Below are 25216 nucleotides of genomic sequence, written 5' to 3' on the forward strand. Positions count from 1 at the left end.
CACACCCGTTCCCATACCGAACACGGAAGTTAAGCTCTTCAGCGCCAATGGTAGTTGGGGGTTTCCCCCTGCAAGAGTAGGACGTCGCCGGGCAAAAGGAAAAAAGCAGCTGAGAGGCTGCTTTTTTTGTGTTTTCTGGAGGGTGATTTTGAAGGAGCGAGATGCAAAGCATGGGATTCAAAGCCGAGCGAGCGCTCAGTCGGAGAAACAAAGACCCAAACCATTCAATTTGCCAGGCTAGCGCCTGGATATTTGGCAAGATCAAGAGAACAGGGGAGAAATCATCACCAAGGAGCAAGTTTGGACTTTAAAATGCTTCAAATTGTCCTTTTAATCGGTAATTAAGGGGTACCTCATCTTGAAATGGATGTAAACGAGGAAAAAGAAGGGGAAAACACCGGAAAATCTGTCCCGCTAGAGGCTTTATGCGCGAAAAATGCCTGCTTATGATTCAAATCATGAAGCCTATGCGCGAAACCACCTGGCTTATGCGCCGGTCAGTGAGGGTTATGCGCCAAAATCACTACCTTATGCGCGAGAGTGGCCATTTTGGCTCCAATGAGGACTGCCACAAGCGCCGAGTGAGCGCTCAATCGGAGAAACAAAGACTAAACCCATCCAATTTGCCAGGCTATTCGCCTGGGATATTCGGCAAAATCAAGAGCAGATAGAATCCCACTAAATAGAGGTCACTGATAATTGTAGCCACCCACTAAAATAAATATTATAAGAAAAAAATAGAAAGTGAGATGATGTAAAAATGTCAATCGAAGATAAAGATAAAATTGATAGTATTGGAATTAACAAAGAAACAGGAATCGTAACACTTGCGTTAACAGACCACCTTGACTGGTCTAATGAATATGAACATCTCGTTTTACTGCAAGATAAGATAAATTTATATGTAAGCTTTCTAGAGAGTGGGGAGGTTTATGAAAGTTATCCTCAAGCAAAAGGAAAGAATTTTGAAATTAAAATTTTTTCAAAATTTGACCTGACCGAAAATGCCTTGGAGTTCCTAAATGTTGCTTATTCTACCGTCAAGGAAGCTGGATTTAATTTAAGTTTTGAAGTTTCAGGGGATTAAAGTTAATATGCAAAAGATTAATTGAGCGGCATTAATACAATACAAAAATCAGGGTATATGGTAATAGTGGCAGAGTAAAATTTGAGATAACGGAATTATTAAGGCTTTCAAAGACACCTGATTGAAAGAAAATGGAGAACCATTTGTGCAAGAGAATGATATAGTTCGTGATGTAAGTAGTAAATGGACTGGTGCATAAGAAAATTTAAAGAATAAAGGAAATATTGAATGAGAATGAGTGAGTGTTCTTTTGAGACGGAAATATTTTATTCACAGATTGCATTGTTTAAGTATGGACTAGACAACCCTTTTAATGATTGGCGTAAACCTCATGTGAATCAGGGGTTTTCATGGAGAGATGGTTCAGTTTCCTTTGGCACGCTTTCGAGTAAAGGCGATTGTAAGATTACGGTGAAGCTGACAAAACAAATAGAAACTGATGATGACGTCATAAGAGCGATTGTTGTACCGTTCAAAGTTGAAAAGGGAGGTATAGAGATAGGTTCCGTAATGGAAACAGTTCCAATTGATATACCTGAAGGTACGTATGAAGTCTTGTTTACGGCTAAAAATGCAAATGGCTACGAGCACTATACATTTTCATTTATAGAGAATGAAAATCCAAAAGCAAAGGTGTTAAAAGCGGACGATGAATTAAATGTACCTGATCGTTTATTCATGGAAGCAAATCCAGCTATATAATATTCATTATTGGGCGGCTAATATTGTGTCAGCCGTCCATTTTTAGGGAAAAAGCGCTGAGAGGCTGCTTTTTTTGTGTTTTCTGGATGAGGATTTGGAGGGTGGAGGTGCAATGAATCAGAGTTCACTTCTACTAACGCCGAGCGAGCGCTTAGTCATGGGTAAGGGCAAAGAAACAACCCTTTCAATTTGCCAGGCTGTACGCCTGGAATATTCAGCAAGAGCAAAAGATCGAAAAAATCCCCACTTAGCCGCAGATTTGAACCTAAAAATGATTCAAATTGTCCCTTAACTGGTAATAAAGAGAGCAAATTCATCTCAAAAGGGATCTCATGGTGAAAAAATGGGAGAAATCATTGGGATTTCACCCACGCCATTGGCTCTATGCGCGAGAAAAGCCTGCTTATGCGCCAGCTGGGATTCCTTATGCGCGAAAACACTTTGCCTATGCGCCGGCCAGAGAGGGCTATGCGCCAAAATCCCCCTCTTATGCGCGAGCGCCCTGTTTCTCTATAATTCCGATTGAGTGCTCAGTCGTCAACAGCCCTAAACAACAAACCCTTCAATATCCCAGGCTATCGTCTAGGATATTCGACAAGATTAAAAACCCCATCCCCATATAAATCTTTTCAAGACAAACACAGACAAAATTCATCTTACATACACTGAAGGAACGGGTCATTTAAATGTTCATAATTGTGTATACAAATGGGGTTATCGGGCCAGAATAGAGGGTATGGAGGTGGGGAGTTTGGGAACTGCAGTTTCTAGGCAATACTTGGAGGAAGTTTGTGTCGTCTGCGATGAACGGCGCGCAAAGGGGATTCATCTCTACACGTCTTTTATTTGTTCCGAATGTGAAGAGGATATGGTTCGGACGGATACGAGAGATCCCAAGTACAAATATTATATCGATCGGCTGAAGAAGATTACGACACCTGAAATATATTCTTAAAACCAAGCTTCGTTAAATTAGCTTGGTTTTTCTTTTTCCATCCGATGATCTATTGTACAATCAGAGGAAATGAGGAGAAAGAAAGGAAAACAGAATGAATCAAAATCAAACCCCATTATATGATGCACTCGTGCAGCATATTGCGAAAAGAACAGTATCTTTTCATGTTCCGGGGCATAAGAATGGCGAGGTTTTGCCGGAACATTTACATAGAGAGTTTAAGGAGTTTTTGAAGTACGATGTGACGGAGATTTCGGGGTTGGATGATTTTCATTCTCCTGAAGTAGCGATAGCTGAATCCTTGGAGTTGTTGAGGGACCTGTATGGTTCCTATAAGAGTTATTTCCTGGTGAATGGATCGACTGTCGGGAATCTCGCCATGATTTTAGGCGTGTGCGAAGAGGGAGATACGGTTTTTGTTCAGCGGAATTGCCATAAGTCGATATTGAATGCGTTAAAGATGGCCAATGTCCGTCCTGTCTATCTTTCACCGTCATTGAATGAAGCTTGGCATGTAGGGGATGGAGTGATGCCTGCCTCACTGGCAGCAGCTTATGAAAAGTTTCCGGATGTGAAGGCGTGCATTTTCACCTATCCGAATTATTATGGCCTGACCTATGATATTAAGAGTTTGATAGATATGGCGCATGATCACGGGTCTTATGTGCTTGTGGATGAGGCGCACGGTGCGCATTTTCAAGCGGGGAGTCCTTTTCCCGAATCGTCGCTTCAACTTGGGGCGGATATAGTTGTTCATTCTGCACATAAGACACTGCCGGCGATGACCATGGGTTCTTTTTTGCATGTGAATCATGACAGGCTGCCAATCGATAGGATTGAATTCTACCTGGGTGCACTGCAGTCGAGCAGTCCATCGTATCCCATCATGGCTTCATTGGATGCGGCGAGGCATTATTTGTCTTCGATGTCTGGCGAGGATCTTTTGTACACAATTGAACAGAAAGATGCCTTCGTAAAAGATTTGACCAGCATCCCAGGAATCCATGCACTTTCCAATGGAGAGAAGCAGGATCCGTTGAAGATCACCATAAAGGCAGAAGGATATTCAGGGTATGAATTGCAGACAGAGCTTGAGAAGGCAGGCATATATGTGGAAATGGCGGATCCCTACCAGGTGCTGTTTGTTTTTCCTCTATTAAAAAAGGGCATGAAAGTGGATTATGGAGAAAAAATCGCTGTGTTTAAGAGCATTTTTATAAAACGGGAATCGGATTTTGTGCCGGTCGTCATAAGAGATGGACACCGAAATCCATTTCGTGAGCAGCTCCTTTCTTTTAAAGAATTGGGTCAAAGAACGAGCGTCTGGGTTCCATATGAAGAAGCAGCTGGGCGAATCTCGGCAAAAATGGTGATCCCATACCCTCCGGGAGTCCCTCTTCTCATGCCTGGCGAGCAGGTAACGGGGGAGATGATTCATTCTCTGAAAATGTATATGGAGTCAGGGGCGCGCTTTCAGGGGGACCACCGTCTGTTGGAAGGCTTGATTGCTGTTATTGAGGATAATAGGTAAATGGGGTACTATTAGAATTACAACATTTGTTTTTAGGAAAGTCCGGAGGTTTGGAGCATGAACGGTATTTTTATTACGGGAGAAGGTCCTGAAGGGGCTGGAAAGACATCGATATTGAATAAGCTTGCGGAGGATTTTTCAGCAAGGGGATGCAATATCGTTTTGACCAGGGAGCCTGGCGGGATCCGGATTGCGGAGCAGATCAGGGAGATCATTTTAAATAAAGATAATACAGAGATGGATGCGAGGACTGAGGCGCTGCTATATGCGGCGGCAAGGAGGCAGCATTTAGTAGAAAAGGTGAAGCCTGCGCTGGAAAAGGGAGCGGTTGTCCTGTGCGACAGATTCATTGACAGCTCATTGGCGTATCAGGGATATGCAAGGGGCCTTGGCATCGAGGAAGTCTATGAGATGAATTTGTTTGCTACACAGGATATGATGCCTGATGCCACGCTGTTTTTTGATATCACACCTGAGGCCGGCCTTGAGCGCATTGAAAAGAACAAGGGGAGAGAAGTAAATCGGCTCGATTTGGAAGCACTGGACTTCCATCATAAGGTGTATAAGGGCTACCAGATCCTCTTGGAGAAATTTCATGGCCGCATGCACAGGATCGATGCTTCTGCTTCGTTTGAAGAGGTGTATCTTGCTGCATCAAAGAAGTTTGAGCAATTATTGGTGCAAAAGGGATTATTGTAGTTTTTCACAGTCTTGAAGCTTACAGCTGCTTCAAGGCTTTTTTCAAAGCTTTGCAGGTTTTAGGGCCGGGTCCGAAGAATACATGTATACACGATCAATTATTGATATAATGGGGTATAGAATACTATCGGAAATAACTTGTTCAAGGAGGAATGTATATGAAACTCATTTTGGCAGTGGTCCAGGATCAGGACAGCAATCGACTGTCTTCGGCTTTGGTCGATCATAACTTCAGGGCGACAAAATTGGCCAGTACGGGCGGGTTTTTAAAATCAGGAAACACGACATTTATGATCGGGACGGAAGATATCCGTGTGGAGAAGGCACTGCAAGTGATCAAGGACAGCTGCAAGTCGAGGGATCAATTGATTGCACCAGTTTCGCCGATGGGCGGCAATGCTGATTCGTATGTTCCATATCCGGTTGAAGTGGAAGTTGGCGGTGCGACAGTATTCGTCCTTCCGGTAGAACAGTTTCATCAGTTTTAATAGGGAATCTTTTTCTTCCCTTTATTCTTAGATTCAAGGTGTGGTGGTAAGGATGATGACATGGGAACAATTGCAGTCGGTTCAGCCCGTCGCAATGAAAATGATACAGAACAGCCTGGTAAAAGACCGTGTTGCCCATGCCTATTTGTTTGAAGGGGAGCGTGGAACCGGAAAAAAGGATGCAGGGACGCTATTGATCAAAAGTATTTTTTGCGATCATCCCTCAAAGGATTATATTCCGTGTGATGAGTGTATAAACTGTAAGAGGATCACAAATGGAAACCATCCAGATGTACATATGATCGAGCCGGATGGCTTGTCGATCAAGAAAGGCCAGATTCAAGAGCTTCAAGCTGAATTCAATAAAACCGGTGTGGAGTCGAAGAAAAAGCTCTACATGATTTCACATGCTGACAAAATGACCGTCAATGCAGCAAACAGTCTGTTGAAATTCCTGGAGGAGCCGCATTCAGGCACCATTGCCATTCTTTTGACTGAACAGGCCCACCGCATCCTGCCGACCATTTTATCGCGGTGCCAGCTCATATCTTTTAAACCACTGCCGCCTTCTATTTTGAAAGAAAATCTTAAGCAAGAAGGGGTACATCCTCATTTTGCACCGCTTTTGGCAAGCATCACGAATAATTTCCAGGAAGCTCTTGATTTAAACAATGAAGAGTGGTTTGCACAAGCAAGAAAAATAGTGTTAAAATTATATGAAGGCCTTAAAAAAAGCCCGCTGCAGGCGATGGTAGGTTTACAGGATGGTTGGTTTGACCATTTTAAAGAGAAACCGCAGCTTGAACGTGGACTGGAATTAATGCTATTGATCTATAAGGATCTTCTATATATACAAGTAGGCAAGGGAGAACAGATTGTTTATCCGGATTATCGCCAAATGCTTGAAACGGATGCCCTTCAGACGTCCGCCCGACGGTTATCGGAACAAATGACAGCCATTTTGGAAGCCAAACGGAAATTAAATTCAAATATGAATCCTCAGTTGTTGATGGAACAGCTTGTGCTAGAATTGCAGGGGGGATCTTCTTTTGTATGAAGTAGTAGGGATACGATTTAAAAAAGCCGGCAAGATTTATTATTTTGACCCAGGCGATTTTGCAGTAGAAAAAGGCAGCTACGTGATTGTGGAGACGGCTCGCGGAGTAGAACACGGGAAAGTTGTGGTTGAACGCAAACAAGTCGGTGAACATGATGTGGTCCTGCCTTTGAAAAAAGTCATTAGGATTGCCGATCATAAGGATCGTATGATTATAGATGAGAATAGAGCAGCAGCGAAGGAAGCGTATGAAGTATGCTGCGATAAGATCATTGAACATCAGCTTGATATGAAGCTGGTGGATGTAGAATATACATTTGATCGAAATAAAGTAATTTTCTATTTTACAGCGGATGGACGAGTAGATTTCCGTGAGCTTGTAAAAGATTTGGCTGCCATTTTCCGTACTAGAATAGAACTCCGTCAAATCGGGGTGCGTGATGAAGCGAAGATGCTTGGCGGAATAGGGCCATGCGGACGCATGCTTTGCTGTTCGACGTTTTTAGGGGATTTTGAACCCGTTTCCATCAAGATGGCGAAGGATCAAAATCTCTCCTTGAACCCAACCAAGATTTCTGGACTGTGTGGACGTTTGATGTGCTGCTTGAAATACGAGAATGATGAGTATGAAGCAGCGAAAGAAGAATTGCCTGATCTGGGCGAAATCATCAAAACGCCATTAGGTTCTGGGAAAGTTGTAGGCCTTAATATATTGGAGCGCGTCCTTCAGGTGAATCTGCCTGAGCAGGAGCGCGTCCTTGAGTTTACGTTGGAAGAACTAGTGAATGAAGGTGCGGTTTCGATTCAAGCAAGAGATTAATGAGGTGGAACCAGTGGACAAAAAAGAAGTATTTAATTCAGTCATTAATATGGAAGAGCAAATCGGACATTTATATAAACAATTAGGGTCTTTGAAGGAGCATCTGGCGCAGATTATCGAAGAAAATAACTCGCTCCAGGTGGAGAATGAGCATTTGCGCCGCCGTCTCGAACAGACGGAACATCCAAAAATGGCTCCGTCGCCGAGTGAATCCAAGAAAAGCCTTGAAGAAATTGATGACCGCAACCTTGATATCGGCGAGGGATATGATAATCTCGCACGTCTCTATCAAGAAGGGTTCCATATCTGCAATGTCCATTTTGGTAGTCCACGAAAAGATGAAGATTGTTTGTTCTGCCTGTCTTTTTTAAATAAAAAGTAACGCATATGGGGGCTGGTGGACAGCCCTCTTTTTTTAATGGAAAGATTTTATGCTTAAGGAGAATGAGGATACGGATGGTTGAGCTTAAAGGAGAAGAACGATTAGACTACTTATTGGCAGAGAATTTAAGAATCATTCAAAGCCCTGCTGTTTTTTCTTTTTCTATAGATGCAGTCCTGCTTGCCCGATTTGTTCAGTTGAAGAAAGGGAATATTATCGATCTTTGCGCTGGGAATGGAGTGATTCCGCTCCTATTGAGTACTAGGACAAACTCCAGCATCACGGGTGTGGAAATTCAGTCGAAGCTGTTTGATATGGCACAGCGCAGTGTTTCATACAATCAGCTTGATGAACAAATAAGAATGATTCACGGTGATATCAAAGATATGCCCCAAGTGCTGGGCCATGGTAAATTTGAAGTTCTCACCTGCAATCCGCCTTACTTTGTCACCCCTTCAAAGGAAGAAATCAATCCGAATGAGCATTTGGCCATTGCGAGACATGAAATCCTCTGTACGCTCGAAGATGTCATCAAGGTAAGCAGCCAGTTGTTGAAACAAGGCGGGAAGGCTGCTTTTGTCCATAGACCTGGACGTTTAATGGACATAATGACATTAATGAGGAAATACCGTTTGGAACCGAAGCGGCTGCGGTTTGTCTATCCGCGGATCGGCAAGGAAGCCAACACCATATTAATAGAAGGAATCAAAGATGGAAATCCAGACTTGAAAGTATTGCCTCCGCTTTATATTTATAAAGAGGGAAGTACTTATTCGGATGAAGTCCATGAACTCCTTTATGGAAAATAATTTTAACGAGAATATAAGAGGAACGATACTTAATAGAGGCGGATGAAGCATATGCAGATTCAGAAAAGTTTTGATCAAGAAGAGTCCAAAGGGATGCTTTACCTTGTGCCGACTCCCATTGGGAATTTGGAGGATATGACCTACCGGGCACTAAGGATTTTAAAAGAAGCGGATTTGATTGCTGCGGAGGATACCCGCAATACAAAGAAGCTCTGCAATTATTTTGAGATTACTACACCCCTGGTGAGCTACCACGAACATAATAAAGAAACCAGCGGGAAACAACTGATTCAATCCCTGAAGGATGGAAAGAAAATCGCGCTGGTCAGCGATGCGGGCATGCCGGCCATTTCAGATCCGGGCTACGAAGTCGTCGCGGAGGCGCTGCAGCATGATATTACTGTCGTCCCTTTACCGGGTGCGAATGCAGCTTTGTCTGCATTGATTGCATCAGGCATTGCTACACAACCCTTTTATTTTTATGGATTTCTTCAACGGAATAAAAAAGATAAAAAAGAAGAGTTGGAGCAGCTGAAGTATCAGTCAGCCACCATGATCCTCTATGAATCCCCACATCGCTTAAAAGAGACACTGCAGCTCATTCATCAAGTATGGGGTGACCGGAGAATGGCGGTTTGCCGTGAATTGACGAAGCGGTTTGAAGAATTCATCAGGGGAACTGTTTCTGAACTGCTGGAATGGACCCAAAATGGTGAGGTTAGAGGGGAATTCTGTCTGATCATTGAAGGAAGCGTTGAGGAACAGGAAGAAAAAGCTGCCTGGTGGGAAGACTTGTCGATAATGGAGCACGTCGATCATTATGTTGAACAAGGCAATAAACCAAAGGATGCAATCAAACTAGCGGCCGTCGACAGGGACATGCCCAAAAGGGAAGTCTATGCGGCTTATCATATAGAGTGATTGACTTGTTTAGTCAAAAAAAGGGGTCTGACCATTTTAGTCAGACCCTTTATCATTAACGGACAGAAAATCGATTCACTATCCGAATATATAATTGTGCAATAATATTACTTTGCAGCAGCGAAAGAATCTTGGATTTCTTTCAATAGTTGCTCTGCACCTTCACGGCTCAAGATTAATTTGCCGTCTGCAAGCTTAACATTATCTTCAGAAACTTCACCAGTGATTTGGCAAGTCATGCTTGGCTTGTATTTTTTAAGAACGATTCTTTCGTCATCCACGTAGATTTCCAAAGCATCTTTCTCAGCAATTCCTAAAGTACGGCGTAATTCGATTGGAATAACCACGCGTCCTAGTTCGTCAACTTTACGTACAATACCTGTAGATTTCATAATCAAATTCTCCTCTCAAAATTTTTATCTATGTCTTTTCGTCAATTTTCGACATTTTTTTTGATCTGCTTTTATCATACCAGTCATTCCCAAGTTCGTCAATCACTAAATATGTAAAAATATATAAATTGTAATGCTTGTAAAAACCCTGTCACATCAAGGTTTGTAAACCACTTACATAAATTGGATGACATTTCTAGTGTCAGAAAATTACATATAGTTCCATATTCTCCGTGTCGAAAGATGTAGTATTTCGACATTTATTCGACAAAAAACGACATGAAGTGTCATGTTTCTTTTGTGCGGTGGTAAAAAAATGAAATGGTGGTTTCCTGCGGTTGCAGAATAGAAGAATATTATGTATATTTTGATACTAGAAGAGGTTATGATGAGAAGATGAATCTTCTTTATTTTTGCCTGATCCGGCAGCCTTGCAGAAAGTTATATCCGTAAGCTTTTGGGTACTCTGCCCTTAGTTGCTTGTACGGATTTTTTCATGCCGGTTTCACACAGCAGGTTCATTCATCATGTTACATAAATCCCCGGACATCTCAGGCCGGGCTGAATAGCTAATAAATTCATTGAAATGTACGATACATTGATCATTATAGGAGGATTATTAGATGAAGGAAAAATTGAAGACATTTTATATTACAACCCCTATTTATTATCCAAGCGGCAATCTTCACATTGGACATGCCTATACAACTGTTGCCGGTGATGCGATGGCAAGATATAAAAGAATGCGCGGATTCGACGTCATGTACTTGACTGGAACAGATGAACACGGACAAAAAATCCAGAAGAAAGCAGAAGAAAAAGGAGTCTCCCCTCAAAGCTATGTAGACGGAATCGTTGAGGGCATCCAGGAACTATGGAAGAAACTCGACATTTCTTATGATGATTTCATTCGTACGACGCAGCCAAGACATAAGGAAATCGTTGAAAAGATCTTTAAACAGCTGCTGGATCAAGGGGATATTTATCTTGATCAGTATGAAGGCTGGTACTGTACTCCGTGTGAATCATTCTTCACGGAGCGTCAGCTTGTCGACGGCAACTGCCCTGACTGCGGAAGACCTGTCGAAAAAGTGAAGGAAGAATCCTATTTCTTCAAAATGAGCAAGTATGTCGACAGACTTCTAAAGTATTATGAAGAGAATCCTGATTTCATCCAGCCTGAATCACGCAAAAATGAAATGATCAATAACTTCATCAAACCGGGTCTTGAGAATTTGGCTGTTTCAAGAACGACCTTTGACTGGGGAGTCAAAGTGCCAGGGGATCCAAAGCATGTCATCTATGTATGGATCGATGCGCTTTCCAACTATATTACAGCATTAGGGTATGGAACAGATGATGACTCGAAGTATTTGAAATATTGGCCGGCAGATGTCCATCTCGTTGGGAAGGAAATTGTCCGCTTCCATACGATTTATTGGCCGATCATGCTGATGGCATTGGACCTTCCGCTTCCGAAGAAAGTTTTTGCCCATGGCTGGCTATTGATGAAGGACGGAAAGATGTCCAAGTCAAAGGGGAACGTAGTAGATCCCGTGACTTTGATCGACCGCTATGGATTAGATGCTCTTCGCTATTACTTATTGCGTGAAGTGCCATTTGGATCTGATGGGGTATTTACACCTGAAGGGTTTGTCGAGCGAGTCAACTTTGATTTGGCCAATGATCTTGGAAACCTTCTTAATCGGACGGTAGCCATGATCAATAAATATTTTGACGGAGTCATCCCAGCTTATAATGGATCTGAAGGCGAATTCGACCAGCAGCTTCTTCAAATGAACCAAGAAGTGGTTTCCCGTTTTGAAGAGGCAATGGAGAACATGGAGTTTTCCGTGGCATTGACATCCATTTGGCAGTTGATCAGCCGTGCGAATAAATATATAGATGAAACGCAGCCATGGGTATTGGCGAAAGATGAAGCTAAAAAGAGTGAATTAGGCCATGTTATGGTTCATTTAGCTGAAACCCTTAGAAGAACAGCGGTTCTCTTGAAACCATTCTTGACTGAGACGCCAAAGCGAATCTTTGATCAATTGAATATCAACGATGAAACTTTACGTGCTTGGGACAGCCTTGAAGAATTCGGCAGCATTCCAGAAGGCACCAAAGTCGTTTCCAAGGGTGAACCGATTTTCCCTCGCCTTGAAGTCCAAGAAGAAGTTGATTATATTAAACAGCAGATGGCAGGGGACGCACTAGTTCAGCAAACGGAAGAAGTGAAGGAAGCTGAAAAGCCGGATGCAGATGAAATCACAATCGATGATTTCATGAAAGTGGAGCTGAGAGTTGCGGAAGTCATCCATGCTGAGCCTGTTAAAAAAGCGGATAAGCTGTTAAAGATTCAGCTCGACTTAGGATATGAAAAGCGCCAAGTGGTTTCAGGCATTGCGAAATATTATAAGCCTGAAGAGTTAAAAGGAAGAAAAGTCATCTGTGTGACCAACTTAAAGCCAGTGAAACTTCGCGGTGAATTATCGGAAGGAATGATCCTCGCTGGAGAAAAAGATGGGATCCTGGCATTAGCAGAAGTGGACGCTTCATTGGCAAATGGTGCAAAAGTAAAATAATCCAACCAATATTCAGCTTTAAAGATTTCAATATTGAATAACATTAATGATGGCATGAGAGTGTTCCACGTGAAACAATTTTCGACGTGGACCTCTCATGTCATTTTTATTTTATTATAGTAGGAAAATTAAATTCGCTTTTGAAACAACATATAACCTTAGAATTACTTATATTCGAATAGTGAACCGACTTGAAAGAAAGTTGTCGAAAAATAAAACGCCGTCCATTTTCATATGATATTAAAATAATATTTAAACCTTAACATTTTTATTAAAGAAACTTTCCGGGTAAAATGATGGAAGACAATCAATTACGGAAACAGTTTAAGGAGTGTACATCGAATGCTATTTGATACACATGTTCATTTGAATGCAGAACAATTCGAAGAAGATCTGGAGGAAGTCATTGGCCGGGCAAAAGATGCGGGAGTTGAAAAAATGGTGGTCGTCGGATTCGACCGTCCGACCATCAGTAAAGCGATGGAGCTTGTGGAAACATATGATTTTCTTTATGCATGCGTCGGCTGGCACCCAGTTGATGCCATAGATATGACAGACGAGGACCTTGAATTGATAGAAGAGCTTTCCGCCCATCCAAAAGTGGTGGCAATCGGGGAAATGGGGCTTGATTATCATTGGGATAAATCCCCTAAGGATGTTCAGAAAGAAGTTTTCCGGAAGCAGATCCGTTTAGCGAAAAAAGTAAAATTGCCGATTGTGATCCATAACCGTGAGGCGACACAGGATATTGTCGATATCTTAAAAGAAGAAAATGCCGGAGAAGTCGGAGGCATCATGCACTGCTTCAGCGGGAGCGCAGAGACGGCAAAGGATTGCATCGATATGAACTTTTATATCTCCCTTGGCGGTCCTGTCACGTTCAAAAATGCGAAAAAACCAAAGGAAGTAGCTGTAGAAGTGCCGATGGACCGGCTGCTGATCGAGACTGACTGCCCTTATCTGGCTCCTCACCCAAATCGGGGGAAAAGAAATGAACCTGCCTATGTAAAACTTGTGGCAGAGCAGATCGCAGAGCTCAAAGGCATTGAGTTTGAAGAAGTTGCTAAAATTACAACTGAAAATGCCAAGAAATTATTCGGCATTAATTGAGTTATTTCGACGTCGAAAACTATCAAAGCATGTCCGATTTTTACTAAATATAAAAAGTTCTACACGTCTTCCTTCTCTCATAGGATATTCATGTCGACAAGTCTTCCTTCACAAGTAGTGGGACTTTATGCATAATAGGGATTACGTTCCGCAAAAATGGATATGGGTTGACAGTTGTTTCGATAGTCTATATAATCTCTCCGAGAGAAGGAGGCGTTTTTCATGAAGTTTGAAAACATGAAAAACCTGTTTTCCAAATCGATAAGTAAAAAGAAGTGGGTCGTCATTACTGCTAGTTTACTAGTTTGTATGGCAGCCGTCGGAGTCCTTATGTTTGAGGGATCGAAAAAGACGGTGGCACTCACTTTAAATGGCGAAAAGAAAATTGTTAACACACATGCAGCTACTGTTGGAGATATATTTAAAGACTTGAAAATTTCTGTTCGCTCAGAAGATTACTTATTCCCCTCGGCAGACGCGAAAATAAAGGATGATTCGTCTGTCGTATGGAAACAGGCTAAAAAGGTAGGACTCAAGGTTGGAAACAAGGAGAAAACCGTGTGGACTACTGCAGAAACAGTTGGAGAATTATTGCAGGAACAAAAAGTAAAAGTTGGGGAACACGATAAGATCAACCCGGCAATCGGAACAAATGTCAAAAACAACATGAATATTGCGATAGAAAATGCTTTTCCGTTTACTTTAGTGGATGGTGGGAAAAAGAAAGAGTTTTGGTCCACTTCGACTACGGTCGCTGACTTTTTAGAGCAACAAGGGATTACACTCAAATCGTTAGACCGGGTTAAACCAGGTCTGAACCAAGAGATAGAGCCTAATGATGTAATAAATGTCGTACGAGTTGAAAAAGTCACCGATGTAGTGGAAGAACCCACAGATTTTGCCGTTGTAACGAAAAAAGATTCGAGCTTGGCAAAAGGAAAACAAAAAGTAATTCATGAAGGTAAAAAAGGCGTCATTTCTAAGCATTATGAAATTGTTAAAGAAAATGGCAAGGAAGTTTCAAGAAAATTACTTGCTACGAAAAAAGTGAAAAACAGCGAAGATAAAGTGGTGGCGGTTGGTACTAAGACGCTTGTTGCATTAGCTTCACGTGGTAAAAGCGAAAGCGGCGGCAAAGAGTTTTTTGTCAGCTCCACAGCCTATACCGCTCATTGCAACGGCTGTTCAGGGCATACTGCTACGGGAATCAACTTGAAATCCAATCCGGGTGTCAAGGTCATTGCGGTTGATCCAAGGGTTATCCCTCTTGGCACCAAAGTCTACGTGGAAGGCTACGGGTATGCCGTTGCTGCTGACACTGGTTCAGCAATCAATGGGTTTAAGATCGATGTATTTTTCTCCTCTAAATCAGATGCATACCGCTGGGGCAGAAAACGTGTTAAGATAAGAATATTGAATTAATGGCAGGGGGCTTCCTCTGCTTTTTTTCTTTTTTCCCGTTCTCCTATATAATAAACGAAGAAATAAATCTATTTACATTAATATAGACGGTTAATGTTACAAAAATGTTTCAATAATATCAAAAATATTTTTGAAACCATTTGGAGGAATTATGAAACTTAAAGAAATCATTGTTGTAGAAGGAAAAGATGATACCACAGCTATCAAGAGAGCTGTTGATGCTGATACAATTGAAACGAACGGTTCTGCAATTTCAACCGAAACAATAGAAAAAATAAAGCTTGCACAAAAGGCGAGGGGCGTCATCGTTTTCACTGATCCAGATTTCCCAGGTGAAAAAATCAGAAAGACCATTTCTGAAGCAGTCCCAGGATGCAAGCATGCTTTCATAGAAAAATTTGCGGCAAAGCCGAAGTCCGGAAAAGGGATCGGGGTGGAGCATGCATCTCCGGAAGCCATTCGAGAAGCATTGAAGGATGCGCATCAAATGGACAAGGAAGTCGAAGAAGTCATTACACAAGAAGATTTGATTGCAGCGGGATTAATTGGTGGTGCAGGGTCTAAGGAACGCCGGACGCGCCTTGGCGATCTTCTGAAAATCGGCTACACAAACGGAAAGCAGCTGCACAAGCGGCTGATGATGTTTCAAATAAGCGAAGAATCGTTTGCAGAAGCGATTAAACAGATCATACAGGAGGAGCAAGATGCATAAGGATATCGCAACCCCCATTAGAACAAAGGAAATACTGGACAAATACGGATTCGCATTTAAAAAGAGTTTAGGTCAGAATTTCTTGATCGACCCGAATATTTTGAGAAAGATCACGGAATATGCCGGCCTCACAGACCAGACCGGCGCCATTGAAGTCGGCCCTGGGATCGGTGCACTTACGGAGCATTTAGCGAGGAGCTCTAAAAAAGTTCTGTCTTTTGAAATCGATCAGAGGCTCCTGCCTATCCTGGCAGATACCCTGTCGCCATACGATAATGTGAAAATCATTCATGAAGACATCCTGAAAGCCGATGTTAAAACGCTTGTGGCACAGGAATTCGAAGGGATATCAGATTTGATGGTGGTTGCGAACCTTCCGTACTATGTAACAACCCCAATCATCTTAAAATTGCTTGCGGACCGCATTCCGCTTCGAGGGATCGTAGTCATGCTTCAGAAGGAAGTAGCAGACCGGATCTCTGCAAAGCCTGGAACAAAGGAATATGGCTCACTGTCCATCGCCATTCAGTACTACACGAAGGCAGAGACTGTCATGATTGTTCCAAAGACGGTATTTATGCCGCAGCCGAATGTGGATTCAGCTGTCATCCGATTGACTACGCTCGACAAGCCGGCTGCTGATGTTGTGGACGAAGTCTTCTTCTTCTTAGTCACACGCTCATCATTTGCTCAGCGAAGGAAGACCATTTTGAACAATTTGACGAGCCAGCTGCCGAATGGCAAAGAAAAGAAGGAGCAAATCCTCGATGCCCTCGCAAAAGCGGATATCGACCCGACGAGAAGGGGAGAGACGTTGAGCATCCAGGAGTTTGCCCGACTAAGCAACGAATTGCATCCTATATTTAATTAAGAATAGAGTGAAGCCGGAATCCATTATGGGGTTTCGGCTTTTTTTGTGTATGCTGGTCGGGGCTATCAGGGCGCTTCCGCTTTTCTGTTCACAATGGCCATGCTTTTTGAATAGCCTATCAAAGGTAATGATTTATGCGTTTCAATGGAGATGACGACCGTGAGTATTCAACTAAATTCAATTGTAGGCAGGGTCTCCTATCAATGTGATGTGCTATTCCGGATCATTGATGTCAAGGAAGTGAACGGGAAAAAGACAGCGGTTCTTTATGGGGAAGACTACCGTCTGATCGCAGATGCAGACTTTGATGATCTGGTTGAAATAGATCCGTATGAGCAGTCGAAGATTTCTAGGGAATTTCGTTCATTGGAAGAGCAGTCATTTGAGCTTTTTCAACAGGATATCGATTTGACGCGTAACCGGAATGAGTATACGTCAACGAATGGCTACCGCAATGATTTCAATTATTTTCAGGTGCCGGGGCGTGTGCTTCATTTAGACGGGGATCCGGCGTATTTGCAAAAATGCATGGCGCTTTACGAAAAGATCGGTGTGCCCGTTTATGGAGTCCACTGCAGTGAAACGGAAATGCATCACCGGGTCGGGGCCTTGATAGAGAAGTATCGTCCGGATATTTTAGTGATTACAGGCCATGATGCATATTCCAAGGCAAAAGGGAAAAAATCGGATATCAATGCATATCGGCACTCAAAATATTTTGCTAAAACGGTAAGGGAAGCAAGAAAAAAGGTTCCCCACTTAGATCAATTAGTCATATTCGCAGGTGCCTGCCAATCTCATTTTGAGTCTTTGATATATGAAGGGGCCAATTTTGCAAGTTCTCCATTGAGAGTGAATATCCATGCCCTTGATCCAGTTTACATTGTTGGGAAAATTAGTTTCACTCCTTTTATGGAGCGAATCAACGTATTGGATGTCATACGGAATACCCTTACAGGCGAAAAAGGGCTTGGGGGAATAGAAACAAAAGGCGTACTGCGCACCGGTATGCCATACAAGCCGCTAACTGAAGAATAAGCATAAAGCCGTTAATGAATGATCATTGCGGCTTTTTCTGTGTCTGTGCCTAGATGCGCTCCAGTCTCTGCGCCTCTTAACAGCCGGCTCCGCTTTTCCTGATCCAGCTCCAGCGCCCAGCCCCTCGAGTCATAAGCCGCCCTCTACGGAAATCAGGATTTCCTTCGAGTTCCGTCTTATGCTGGTCGGGGCTTCCGGGGCGCTTCCGCTTTTCTTGTTTGTCGAAAAATATTTCCTGCATACAGCCTGTTTTACAGGTCTAAATATTATCTTACATAATTTCCAACTGTTAGGGGGATGCTATAAATGTTGAAAAAAGCATAAAAATGTTGAATGAAAGATGTTGACAAGAGAATGCTTTGATTGTTAAAATAATAAATTTGCTTGACTATCTCAACATAGTGTGTTAAAATTTGAACATAGTGAGGTGGAAGCGAAATGCCAAAAACATTAGCGGACATTAAGAAAGCGCTCGACTCCAATTTAGGGAAACGGCTTATGCTGAAAGCAAACGGGGGCAGACGGAAAACAATCGAACGATCCGGCGTCCTTGCAGAAACATATCCATCCGTTTTTATCATTGAATTGGATCAAGATGAAAATTCATTTGAACGTGTATCCTACAGCTATGCAGATGTACTCACTGAGACGGTTGAATTAACATTCTATGAAGATACAGCAGGAAACTTGGTTCTTGGGCAGCAGTAGACAATTTGTTTGCTGCTTTTTATTTTGTCTTTTTTTCCTTTCTTTCCTCCCTCTTGGATAGGAAGGATAAAATACATAAAAGTGGTGTCCCATCCTTTGCACATACTAATAGTGCAAGCGTGCAAAGGGGGTAATCAGATGGGCAGAAGAAGAGGCATCATGTCAGACCGATTTAAAGAAGAATTGGCGAAGGACCTGGGATTTTATGATGTAGTCCAAAAAGAGGGATGGGGCGGCATCAAATCCAGCGATGCAGGGAACATGGTAAAAAGGGCGGTTGAACTGGCTCAGCAGAGTCTGGCGGATCAAAGACGCTCCTAGGAGTTTTGAAACTGTTTCCAGTCTACTGATTAAAGGTCATGAAGGAAAACATACCCACGCTGCAGACCCGGCTCGTATGGAATGGTATTCCTGTTCCTATGCGGCCGGGTTTTTATTCTTGAGTAGTCTTATTTTGAAAAAAATTGATAATACTTTTGAAAATATAACCTAATTGGATTCTTTATGATAAAATAGGACAAAATATTTCGTTTTAGGAATAAGTAGGTGAAGAAATTGAAGGTTCTTGTGAAAGCACCGGCGAAAATCAACCTTTCGCTTGATGTGCTGCATAAAAGACCGGACGGCTTTCATGAAGTGGAGATGGTTATGACCACAATTGATTTAGCAGATCGAATTGAGCTGTCAGAAATCAAAGGCAATCAGATCATGATTGAATCCCAAAATCGGTTTGTTCCGGATGATCAGCGGAATTTGGCTTATCAAGCGGCAAAGCTGCTAAAAGACAGATTTGATGTACATACGGGCGTATCCATTTCCATTGATAAAACCATACCGGTTGCCGCAGGGCTTGCAGGAGGGAGCAGCGATGCCGCTGCAACTCTTCGGGGGTTGAATAAACTGTGGGGTCTTGGATTGTCTATAGATCAACTGGCAGAGATCGGATCTGAGATCGGCTCGGACGTATCATTTTGCGTGTACGGGGGTACAGCTCTTGCAAAAGGAAGAGGGGAAAAGATCACCCACTTGCCGGCACCGCCTAATTGCTGGGTCATTCTAGCGAAGCCCTCCATTGGCGTTTCGACAGCAGATGTCTACCGCAATTTAAACCTTTCCAATGTCAGCCATCCTGATACACAGGCGATGATGGATGGCCTTAGGAATAGAAGCTATAAAGAGGTTTGCGGCGAACTTGGCAATGTTCTCGAAAGCGTGACGCTCAAAATGCATCCAGAGGTCGCTCATATTAAAGACCAAATGGTTCGCTTTGGAGCAGATGCTGTTCTGATGAGCGGCAGCGGCCCCACTGTATTCGGCCTTGTCCACCATGATTCCCGTTTACAGAGGATCTACAACGGACTTCGTGGGTTCTGTGACCAGGTCTTTGCTGTCAGAATGCTTGGAGAACGACTTCCTCTTGATTAAATCCGTACATTAATGGTATATTATCATTAAAATATTCGGATTTTAATCTGTAAACAGGAGGATATAGCATGAAATTCCGTCGAAGTGAACGGTTAATAGATATGACCCATTTTCTAGTTGAACATCCGCATGAACTGCTGTCTTTAACTTTTTTTTCAGAAAGGTACGGTTCTGCGAAATCTTCAATTAGCGAAGACCTTGGCATCATCAAAGAAACATTCGAACAGCGGGGAATCGGTACACTGCAGACGGTTCCTGGTGCAGCGGGCGGTGTGAAATTCATTTCCAAAGTGGACAGGGAAAGCGCCAAACATATGATTTCCGATTTGTGCAGCTTGATGGAAAGCTCTGACCGCCTGCTCCCTGGAGGCTATCTTTATATGACGGATTTGCTTGGCGATCCTAAAGTAGTGAATAAGGTAGGAAAACTTCTTGCTTCTGCGTTTGCGGAGAAAGAAATCGACTTGATCATGACAGTGGCAACAAAGGGAATCCCAATTGCCCATGCAGCAGCGAATTATTTGAATGTTCCTGTTGTCATCGTCCGCAGGGACAGCCGGGTGACAGAAGGTTCGACTGTCAGCATCAATTATGTATCTGGCTCTTCCAAAAGGATTCAGACAATGGTGCTGTCAAAAAGAAGTATCAAACAAGGCTCTAAAGTGCTGATCATCGATGACTTTATGAAGGCTGGCGGAACGGTCAACGGAATGATCAGCCTTTTAGAAGAATTCAATGCCCAGCTTGCGGGCATCGGTGTACTGGTCGAATCGGAAAATGCCGAAGAGCGCCTCGTCGATGAGTACGTTTCATTGGTAAAGCTAAAAGATGTTGACGTAAAAGGGAAGAGCGTCAAAGTGGTTGAAGGAAACTACTTCTCTTCCGAAATTCCATTTTTATAAGGTGGTATGAGTGAAATGAGAATGATTTCTACAGATGCTGCCCCGGCAGCCATCGGTCCTTACTCTCAAGGTGTGGTCGTAAATAATTTATTTTACAGTTCCGGCCAGATTCCTTTGACAGCAGAAGGAACAATGATTGAAGGCGGAATTGAAGAACAGACGCATCAAGTATTCAAGAACCTTGAAGCGGTGCTGAAAGAAGCAGGTGCTTCCTTTGAAACCGTGGTAAAAGCTACAGTATTCATTAAGGATATGAATGATTTTGCTGCGATCAATGAAATATACGGGCAATACTTCAGCACGCACAAACCGGCGCGCTCCTGTGTAGAAGTCGCACGCCTCCCAAAAGATGCCCAAATCGAAATAGAAGTCATTGCTCTAGTAAAATAAGAAGTTTTCTCTGAAAAAGTACACTAATGATTTTAGCTGAACTCCAGCTGTTGATTGGAGTGCAAGACGAAGACTCCGGTGGGAAAAGCGGGGTAGGCAAGACCCCGCAGGAGCAGAGCGACGAGGAGGCTTGCCGCCGCCCTCGGAAAGCGAAGTCTTGAACGGAAATCAACAGCGGTGTTAAAATGGCGAAAAATTCAAATTGAGGCTCACGCTATGCGTGAGTCTTTTTTCATAGGTCAGTGCAAAGAATGAGAAAACTGTCAGATAGATTGATTATTTATATTTTTTAAAAAATTTTACAATTGTAGAAGGATTATGAGAAATTCTGTTGAATACATTAACTAGATTCAACTAGGGAAAAGGTGGTGAACAGAATGGAAGTTACAGACGTAAGATTACGCAGAGTCAATACAGACGGAAGAATGAGAGCGATTGCATCTATTACTTTGGATAACGAGTTCGTTGTTCACGATATTCGTGTAATTGATGGGAACAATGGCCTATTCGTTGCGATGCCTAGTAAACGTACGCCAGACGGCGAGTTTCGCGATATCGCACATCCAATCAATTCCGGTACACGCGGAAAGATTCAAGAAGCTGTATTGACGGAGTATCACCGTTTAGGGGAAGCCGAAGAAATGGAATTAGAAGAAGCCGGTGCATCCTAATAGAGTATTTAACAGCAAGAGCCTACTTCAATGTAAGGCTCTTTTTTTGTGCATTTCTCCTGCTTGCCTCGTTTTCTTCCGATAAAACTCCAAAATGGACTTTAGCCGATTCTCTGACAAAATCTTGTACTTTTACAGGATTCCTTGAAAATATTAAGTATTTAAGATATATTCAATATGGATAAAAAGGATTAGTGGAGGACTTATCATATATGACAAATTCCAATAGATTCTCCGTAATATTAGCTGCTGGACAAGGAACCCGGATGAAATCCAAGCTATACAAGGTTCTTCACCCAGTATGCGGCAAACCAATGGTAGAACATGTAGTGGATCAAATTTCAAAACTTGATATCGATAAAATCGTCACGATTGTGGGGCACGGTGCTGAATTAGTGCAGTCCCAGCTTGATGGGAAGAGTGAATTTGCCCTTCAGGAAGAACAGCTCGGAACGGCTCATGCTGTCATGCAGGCGGAATCCGTTTTAGGGGACAAGGAAGGTGTAACACTTGTCGTCTGCGGTGATACTCCGTTGATCAAAGCAAGCACGATGGAAGCGTTGATCAAGCATCACGAAGAGCTGGGGGCAAAAGCAACGATCCTGACTGCCTATGCAGAAAATCCAACTGGATATGGACGCATCATCCGAAATGGAGAGGGCCTAGTCGAAAAAATCGTTGAGCATAAAGATGCCTCCGAAGAAGAAAGAAACGTGAAAGAAATCAACACAGGAACGTACTGCTTTGATAATCAGTACCTATTCAATGCACTTAAAAATGTATCGAACGAAAATTCCCAAGGCGAATACTACCTGCCTGATGTGGTTGAGATCCTTAAAGACCAAGGTGAGATCGTTTCTGCGTATTCAACGGATGAATTTGCAGAAACACTTGGTGTAAACGATCGGGTTGCCCTTTCAGAAGCCGAAAACTTCATGAAGAAACGCATCAATGAAGAACATATGCGAGGCGGCGTAACCATCATCGATCCTGCCAATACGTACATTGCAGCAGATGTTGAAATCGGCAGGGATACAGTCCTTTACCCTGGAACGGTCCTCAAGAGCGGCACAGTCATCGGTGAGGATTGTAAAATCGGTCCGAACTCGGAGATTGAAAACTGTACGATTGGGAATGGCACAGTAATCCGCCAATCCGTCGCAGCAGACAGCTCCATCGGTTCAGATGTCAACATCGGCCCGTTTGCCCATATCCGCCCGCAGTCTTCCATTCACGACGAAGTGAAGATCGGGAACTTTGTGGAGATCAAGAAATCCACATTTGGCAAAGGAAGCAAAGCCTCACACTTGAGCTATATCGGAGATGCAGAAGTAGGCAGCGATGTAAACCTTGGCTGTGGATCCATCACGGTCAATTATGATGGAAAAAACAAGTTCCTGACAAAGATTGAAGACGGTGTTTTTGTAGGCTGCAATTCAAACCTTGTCGCACCTGTCAACATCGGAAAGGGAGCCTATATTGCAGCAGGTTCCACCATTACGGAGGACGTGCCTGGTGAAGCATTGTCCATTGCCAGAGCACGACAGGTCAATAAAGAAGATTATGTCTCAAAACTAAACATGAATAAATAAATGGAGGTCCACCATGTCCAATCAATATCGTGATCCAAATCTGAAGATATTTTCATTAAATTCTAATAAGGCCCTTGCGGAAGAAATTGCTGACGTCGTCGGCGTCAATCTTGGAAAATGTTCAGTTACCCGTTTCAGCGACGGTGAGATTCAAATCAATATTGAAGAAAGCATCCGCGGCTGCGACGTTTATGTCATCCAATCTACAAGCAGCCCTGTTAATGAAAGCTTGATGGAACTGCTTATTATGGTTGATGCCCTTAAACGGGCTTCTGCGAGCACAATCAACATCGTCATCCCTTACTATGGGTATGCACGACAAGACCGTAAAGCACGTGCACGCGAACCGATCACAGCTAAATTAGTTGCGAACCTATTGGAAACAGCTGGTGCAACCCGTGTAATTACACTTGACCTCCATGCACCGCAAATCCAAGGATTCTTTGATATCCCGATTGACCATTTGATGGGCGTGCCGATCTTGGCTGAGTACTTCCAAAAGAAAAACTTTTCAGATGACCTTGTCATTGTTTCTCCAGACCATGGCGGCGTAACGCGCGCACGTAAAATGGCAGAGCGCCTTAAAGCGCCGATTGCGATTATCGATAAGCGCCGTCCAAAGCCGAATGTAGCTGAAGTCATGAACATTGTCGGAAATATTGAAGGAAAGATTGCCATTTTGATTGATGACATCATTGATACAGCGGGTACGATCACGCTTGCTGCCAATGCATTGGTGGAAAATGGAGCGAAGGAAGTCTATGCATGCTGTACACATCCGGTTCTTTCAGGGCCTGCGATGGAACGCATTCAGAATTCTTCCATCAAAGAACTTGTTGTTACAAACTCCATTGCTCTAGCAGAAGAAAAGAAGACAGGAAAAATCGTGGAGCGCTCCGTTGCACCATTAATCGGTGAAGCGATCATCCGCGTACACGAAAGACAGTCTGTCAGCACATTGTTTGATTGATATTGGCTCTTTTCAAAAGAGCCTGGATACTATATTGCAACGTGCCAAACAGATGATTTTACGTTAAAATCGGCATTAAGATTTTAACAACAATTTATACGTAAACAGTCTTAATAATTGAAATAAAAGGGCTCCCGTACAGGGGCCCTTTTGCTTTGCCTGCTCGCTGGTATGCAAGGTATTCGCCTATATCCTGTTCCAGACAAAAAATAATCTATGTTTAGACCATCCCCTTTTAGGGAATTGTTTATATAGATGCTATTTTAATTATGTTTAGGAAGGTGACTTTTTAATGGCTACAGTTTTAGAAGCAAAAACAAGAGAAAAAGGAAAACGCTCTGATTTACGAAAACTTCGCATGGAAGGAAACTTTCCGGCAGTTGTATATGGAAATAAAGCGGACAATGAAACCATTTTTGTAAGTGAAGCAGATTTTATCAAAACGATTCGTGAAACAGGACGCAATGGCGTCATCTCATTAAAATACGATGGAAATACACAAAACGTCATTCTTAACGAATATCAAGCAGATACAATTAAAAATGAAATTCTTCACGCAGACTTTCTTGTTGTCGATCTTTCAGCAGAGATTGATGCAGATGTACGTGTCGAACTTACGGGCACGGCGGCCGGCGTAAAAGATGGAGGAGTCCTCCAGCAGCCGCTTTATGAGGTCTCTATAACAGCTAAGCCAAACGACATTCCTGAATCCATTCAAGTAGATGTGTCTGAGCTTCAAGTGGGTGAAGTGGTGACCATTGGGGATGTTAAAGGAAATTATTCAGTTACCATCAACCATGAAGATGATGAAACTGTCGCTTCCATCCTGGCTCCAAGACAAGAGGAAGAGATCAGCACAGGCGAGCAGCAGGAGTCTGGTGTACCTGAGAACGAAGAAGGCCGTGAAACAGAGGCTTCAGAAGAGAGTGAAAAAGAATAACCATATATCCTTATGGAATAGAACTAGGCGCAGC

28 protein-coding genes, 1 rRNA gene and 1 pseudogene are annotated in these 25216 nt (G+C 42.9%); 29 read left to right on the top strand and 1 reads right to left on the bottom strand.

The annotated features are described in order from the left end of the window. The 13 genes from rrf to rsmI form a co-directional block, all read left to right on the top strand. Positions 1-93: ribosomal RNA gene (rrf, locus tag DFR59_RS17385) — 5S ribosomal RNA — on the top strand; the annotation flags it as partial. Between the two features lie 667 nt (positions 94-760). Continuing rightward, entirely contained in the window at positions 761-1087 is a 327-nt protein-coding gene (locus DFR59_RS17390; protein ID WP_114746944.1) for a DUF6572 domain-containing protein, read from the top strand. 228 nt (positions 1088-1315) lie between these two features. After that, on the top strand, positions 1316-1789 hold the full coding sequence (gene comJ, locus DFR59_RS17400) for a competence protein ComJ (protein WP_114746945.1): 474 nt from the start codon (positions 1316-1318) through the stop codon (positions 1787-1789). Between the two features lie 112 nt (positions 1790-1901). Then, positions 1902-2081: a KH domain-containing protein gene (locus tag DFR59_RS17405; protein WP_147278281.1), complete on the top strand. Its 180-nt coding sequence runs from the start codon at positions 1902-1904 to the stop codon at positions 2079-2081. A 459-nt stretch (positions 2082-2540) separates the two neighbouring features. Further along, positions 2541-2744: a sigma factor G inhibitor Gin gene (locus DFR59_RS17410; protein ID WP_425454727.1), complete on the top strand. Its 204-nt coding sequence runs from the start codon at positions 2541-2543 to the stop codon at positions 2742-2744. 94 nt (positions 2745-2838) lie between these two features. After that, positions 2839-4275 carry an aminotransferase class I/II-fold pyridoxal phosphate-dependent enzyme gene (locus DFR59_RS17415; protein ID WP_114746948.1) on the top strand — a complete coding sequence of 479 codons (1437 nt, stop codon included), beginning with the start codon at positions 2839-2841 and terminating at the stop codon, positions 4273-4275. Positions 4276-4332: 57 nt separating this feature from the next. After that, positions 4333-4974 carry a dTMP kinase gene (gene tmk / locus DFR59_RS17420; protein ID WP_114746949.1) on the top strand — a complete coding sequence of 214 codons (642 nt, stop codon included), beginning with the start codon at positions 4333-4335 and terminating at the stop codon, positions 4972-4974. Positions 4975-5132: 158 nt separating this feature from the next. After that, on the top strand, positions 5133-5462 hold the full coding sequence (locus DFR59_RS17425; protein WP_114746950.1) for a cyclic-di-AMP receptor: 330 nt from the start codon (positions 5133-5135) through the stop codon (positions 5460-5462). Between the two features lie 55 nt (positions 5463-5517). Further along, positions 5518-6519, top strand: a complete 1002-nt coding sequence (gene holB / locus DFR59_RS17430; RefSeq protein WP_114746951.1) for a DNA polymerase III subunit delta' — start codon at positions 5518-5520, stop codon at positions 6517-6519. Continuing rightward, positions 6512-7339, top strand: a complete 828-nt coding sequence (locus tag DFR59_RS17435) for a PSP1 domain-containing protein (protein WP_114746952.1) — start codon at positions 6512-6514, stop codon at positions 7337-7339. The genes holB and DFR59_RS17435 overlap by 8 nt, the downstream gene beginning before the upstream one ends. 13 nt (positions 7340-7352) lie before the next feature. Continuing rightward, complete coding sequence (gene yabA, locus DFR59_RS17440) at positions 7353-7721, top strand: DNA replication initiation control protein YabA (protein WP_114746953.1); 369 nt, start codon at positions 7353-7355, stop codon at positions 7719-7721. A 74-nt stretch (positions 7722-7795) separates the two neighbouring features. After that, positions 7796-8530: a tRNA1(Val) (adenine(37)-N6)-methyltransferase gene (locus DFR59_RS17445; protein ID WP_114746954.1), complete on the top strand. Its 735-nt coding sequence runs from the start codon at positions 7796-7798 to the stop codon at positions 8528-8530. A gap of 51 nt (positions 8531-8581) precedes the next feature. Further along, entirely contained in the window at positions 8582-9451 is an 870-nt protein-coding gene (rsmI, locus tag DFR59_RS17450) for a 16S rRNA (cytidine(1402)-2'-O)-methyltransferase (RefSeq protein WP_114746955.1), read from the top strand. A gap of 107 nt (positions 9452-9558) precedes the next feature. On the opposite strand, the gene DFR59_RS17455 is transcribed toward rsmI, so the two are convergent. Beyond that, the gene (locus DFR59_RS17455; RefSeq protein WP_114746956.1) at positions 9559-9843 is read right to left on the bottom strand and encodes a transition state genes transcriptional regulator AbrB; all 285 of its coding nucleotides are present in this window, start codon (positions 9841-9843) and stop codon (positions 9559-9561) included. 623 nt (positions 9844-10466) lie between these two features. Between DFR59_RS17455 and metG the strand changes: the two genes are divergently transcribed. From metG to DFR59_RS17530, 16 genes and pseudogenes are all read left to right on the top strand, one after another. Beyond that, positions 10467-12431, top strand: a complete 1965-nt coding sequence (gene metG, locus DFR59_RS17460) for a methionine--tRNA ligase (protein ID WP_114746957.1) — start codon at positions 10467-10469, stop codon at positions 12429-12431. Positions 12432-12773: 342 nt separating this feature from the next. Continuing rightward, complete coding sequence (locus DFR59_RS17465; RefSeq protein WP_114746958.1) at positions 12774-13541, top strand: TatD family hydrolase; 768 nt, start codon at positions 12774-12776, stop codon at positions 13539-13541. Positions 13542-13763: 222 nt separating this feature from the next. Next, a complete protein-coding gene (locus tag DFR59_RS17470; RefSeq protein ID WP_245948523.1) occupies positions 13764-14963 on the top strand; it encodes a G5 and 3D domain-containing protein in 1200 nt (399 codons plus the stop codon). A 151-nt stretch (positions 14964-15114) separates the two neighbouring features. Then, positions 15115-15675, top strand: a complete 561-nt coding sequence (rnmV, locus tag DFR59_RS17475; protein WP_114746959.1) for a ribonuclease M5 — start codon at positions 15115-15117, stop codon at positions 15673-15675. After that, entirely contained in the window at positions 15668-16546 is an 879-nt protein-coding gene (rsmA, locus tag DFR59_RS17480; RefSeq protein WP_114746960.1) for a 16S rRNA (adenine(1518)-N(6)/adenine(1519)-N(6))-dimethyltransferase RsmA, read from the top strand. The genes rnmV and rsmA overlap by 8 nt, the downstream gene beginning before the upstream one ends. Before the next feature lie 159 nt (positions 16547-16705). Continuing rightward, a complete protein-coding gene (gene yabG, locus DFR59_RS17485) occupies positions 16706-17584 on the top strand; it encodes a sporulation peptidase YabG (RefSeq protein ID WP_114746961.1) in 879 nt (292 codons plus the stop codon). A 438-nt stretch (positions 17585-18022) separates the two neighbouring features. After that, positions 18023-18292, top strand: a complete 270-nt coding sequence (gene veg, locus DFR59_RS17490) for a biofilm formation stimulator Veg (RefSeq protein WP_114746962.1) — start codon at positions 18023-18025, stop codon at positions 18290-18292. Positions 18293-18430: 138 nt separating this feature from the next. Beyond that, the gene (locus DFR59_RS17495) at positions 18431-18613 is read left to right on the top strand and encodes a small, acid-soluble spore protein, alpha/beta type (protein ID WP_114746963.1); all 183 of its coding nucleotides are present in this window, start codon (positions 18431-18433) and stop codon (positions 18611-18613) included. A gap of 234 nt (positions 18614-18847) precedes the next feature. Beyond that, positions 18848-19717 carry a 4-(cytidine 5'-diphospho)-2-C-methyl-D-erythritol kinase gene (ispE, locus tag DFR59_RS17500; protein ID WP_114746997.1) on the top strand — a complete coding sequence of 290 codons (870 nt, stop codon included), beginning with the start codon at positions 18848-18850 and terminating at the stop codon, positions 19715-19717. A gap of 68 nt (positions 19718-19785) precedes the next feature. After that, positions 19786-20619: a pur operon repressor gene (gene purR, locus DFR59_RS17505; protein WP_114746964.1), complete on the top strand. Its 834-nt coding sequence runs from the start codon at positions 19786-19788 to the stop codon at positions 20617-20619. Between the two features lie 15 nt (positions 20620-20634). After that, a complete protein-coding gene (locus tag DFR59_RS17510) occupies positions 20635-21009 on the top strand; it encodes a RidA family protein (protein WP_114746965.1) in 375 nt (124 codons plus the stop codon). Positions 21010-21059: 50 nt separating this feature from the next. Beyond that, a pseudogene (locus tag DFR59_RS20605) lies at positions 21060-21264 on the top strand (hypothetical protein). Positions 21265-21386: 122 nt separating this feature from the next. Beyond that, positions 21387-21680: a septation regulator SpoVG gene (gene spoVG / locus DFR59_RS17515; RefSeq protein ID WP_114746966.1), complete on the top strand. Its 294-nt coding sequence runs from the start codon at positions 21387-21389 to the stop codon at positions 21678-21680. A gap of 212 nt (positions 21681-21892) precedes the next feature. Then, a complete protein-coding gene (gene glmU / locus DFR59_RS17520) occupies positions 21893-23272 on the top strand; it encodes a bifunctional UDP-N-acetylglucosamine diphosphorylase/glucosamine-1-phosphate N-acetyltransferase GlmU (RefSeq protein WP_114746967.1) in 1380 nt (459 codons plus the stop codon). A 13-nt stretch (positions 23273-23285) separates the two neighbouring features. After that, positions 23286-24242 (top strand): ribose-phosphate diphosphokinase, encoded by a 957-nt coding sequence (locus DFR59_RS17525; RefSeq protein ID WP_114746968.1) that lies wholly within the window; start codon positions 23286-23288, stop codon positions 24240-24242. Positions 24243-24534: 292 nt separating this feature from the next. Next, the gene (locus DFR59_RS17530) at positions 24535-25182 is read left to right on the top strand and encodes a 50S ribosomal protein L25/general stress protein Ctc (RefSeq protein WP_114746969.1); all 648 of its coding nucleotides are present in this window, start codon (positions 24535-24537) and stop codon (positions 25180-25182) included. Positions 25183-25216 lie beyond the last annotated feature (34 nt).

Source organism: Falsibacillus pallidus (assembly GCF_003350505.1).
GTDB classification, from domain to species: Bacteria; Bacillota; Bacilli; order Bacillales; family DSM-25281; genus Falsibacillus; species Falsibacillus pallidus.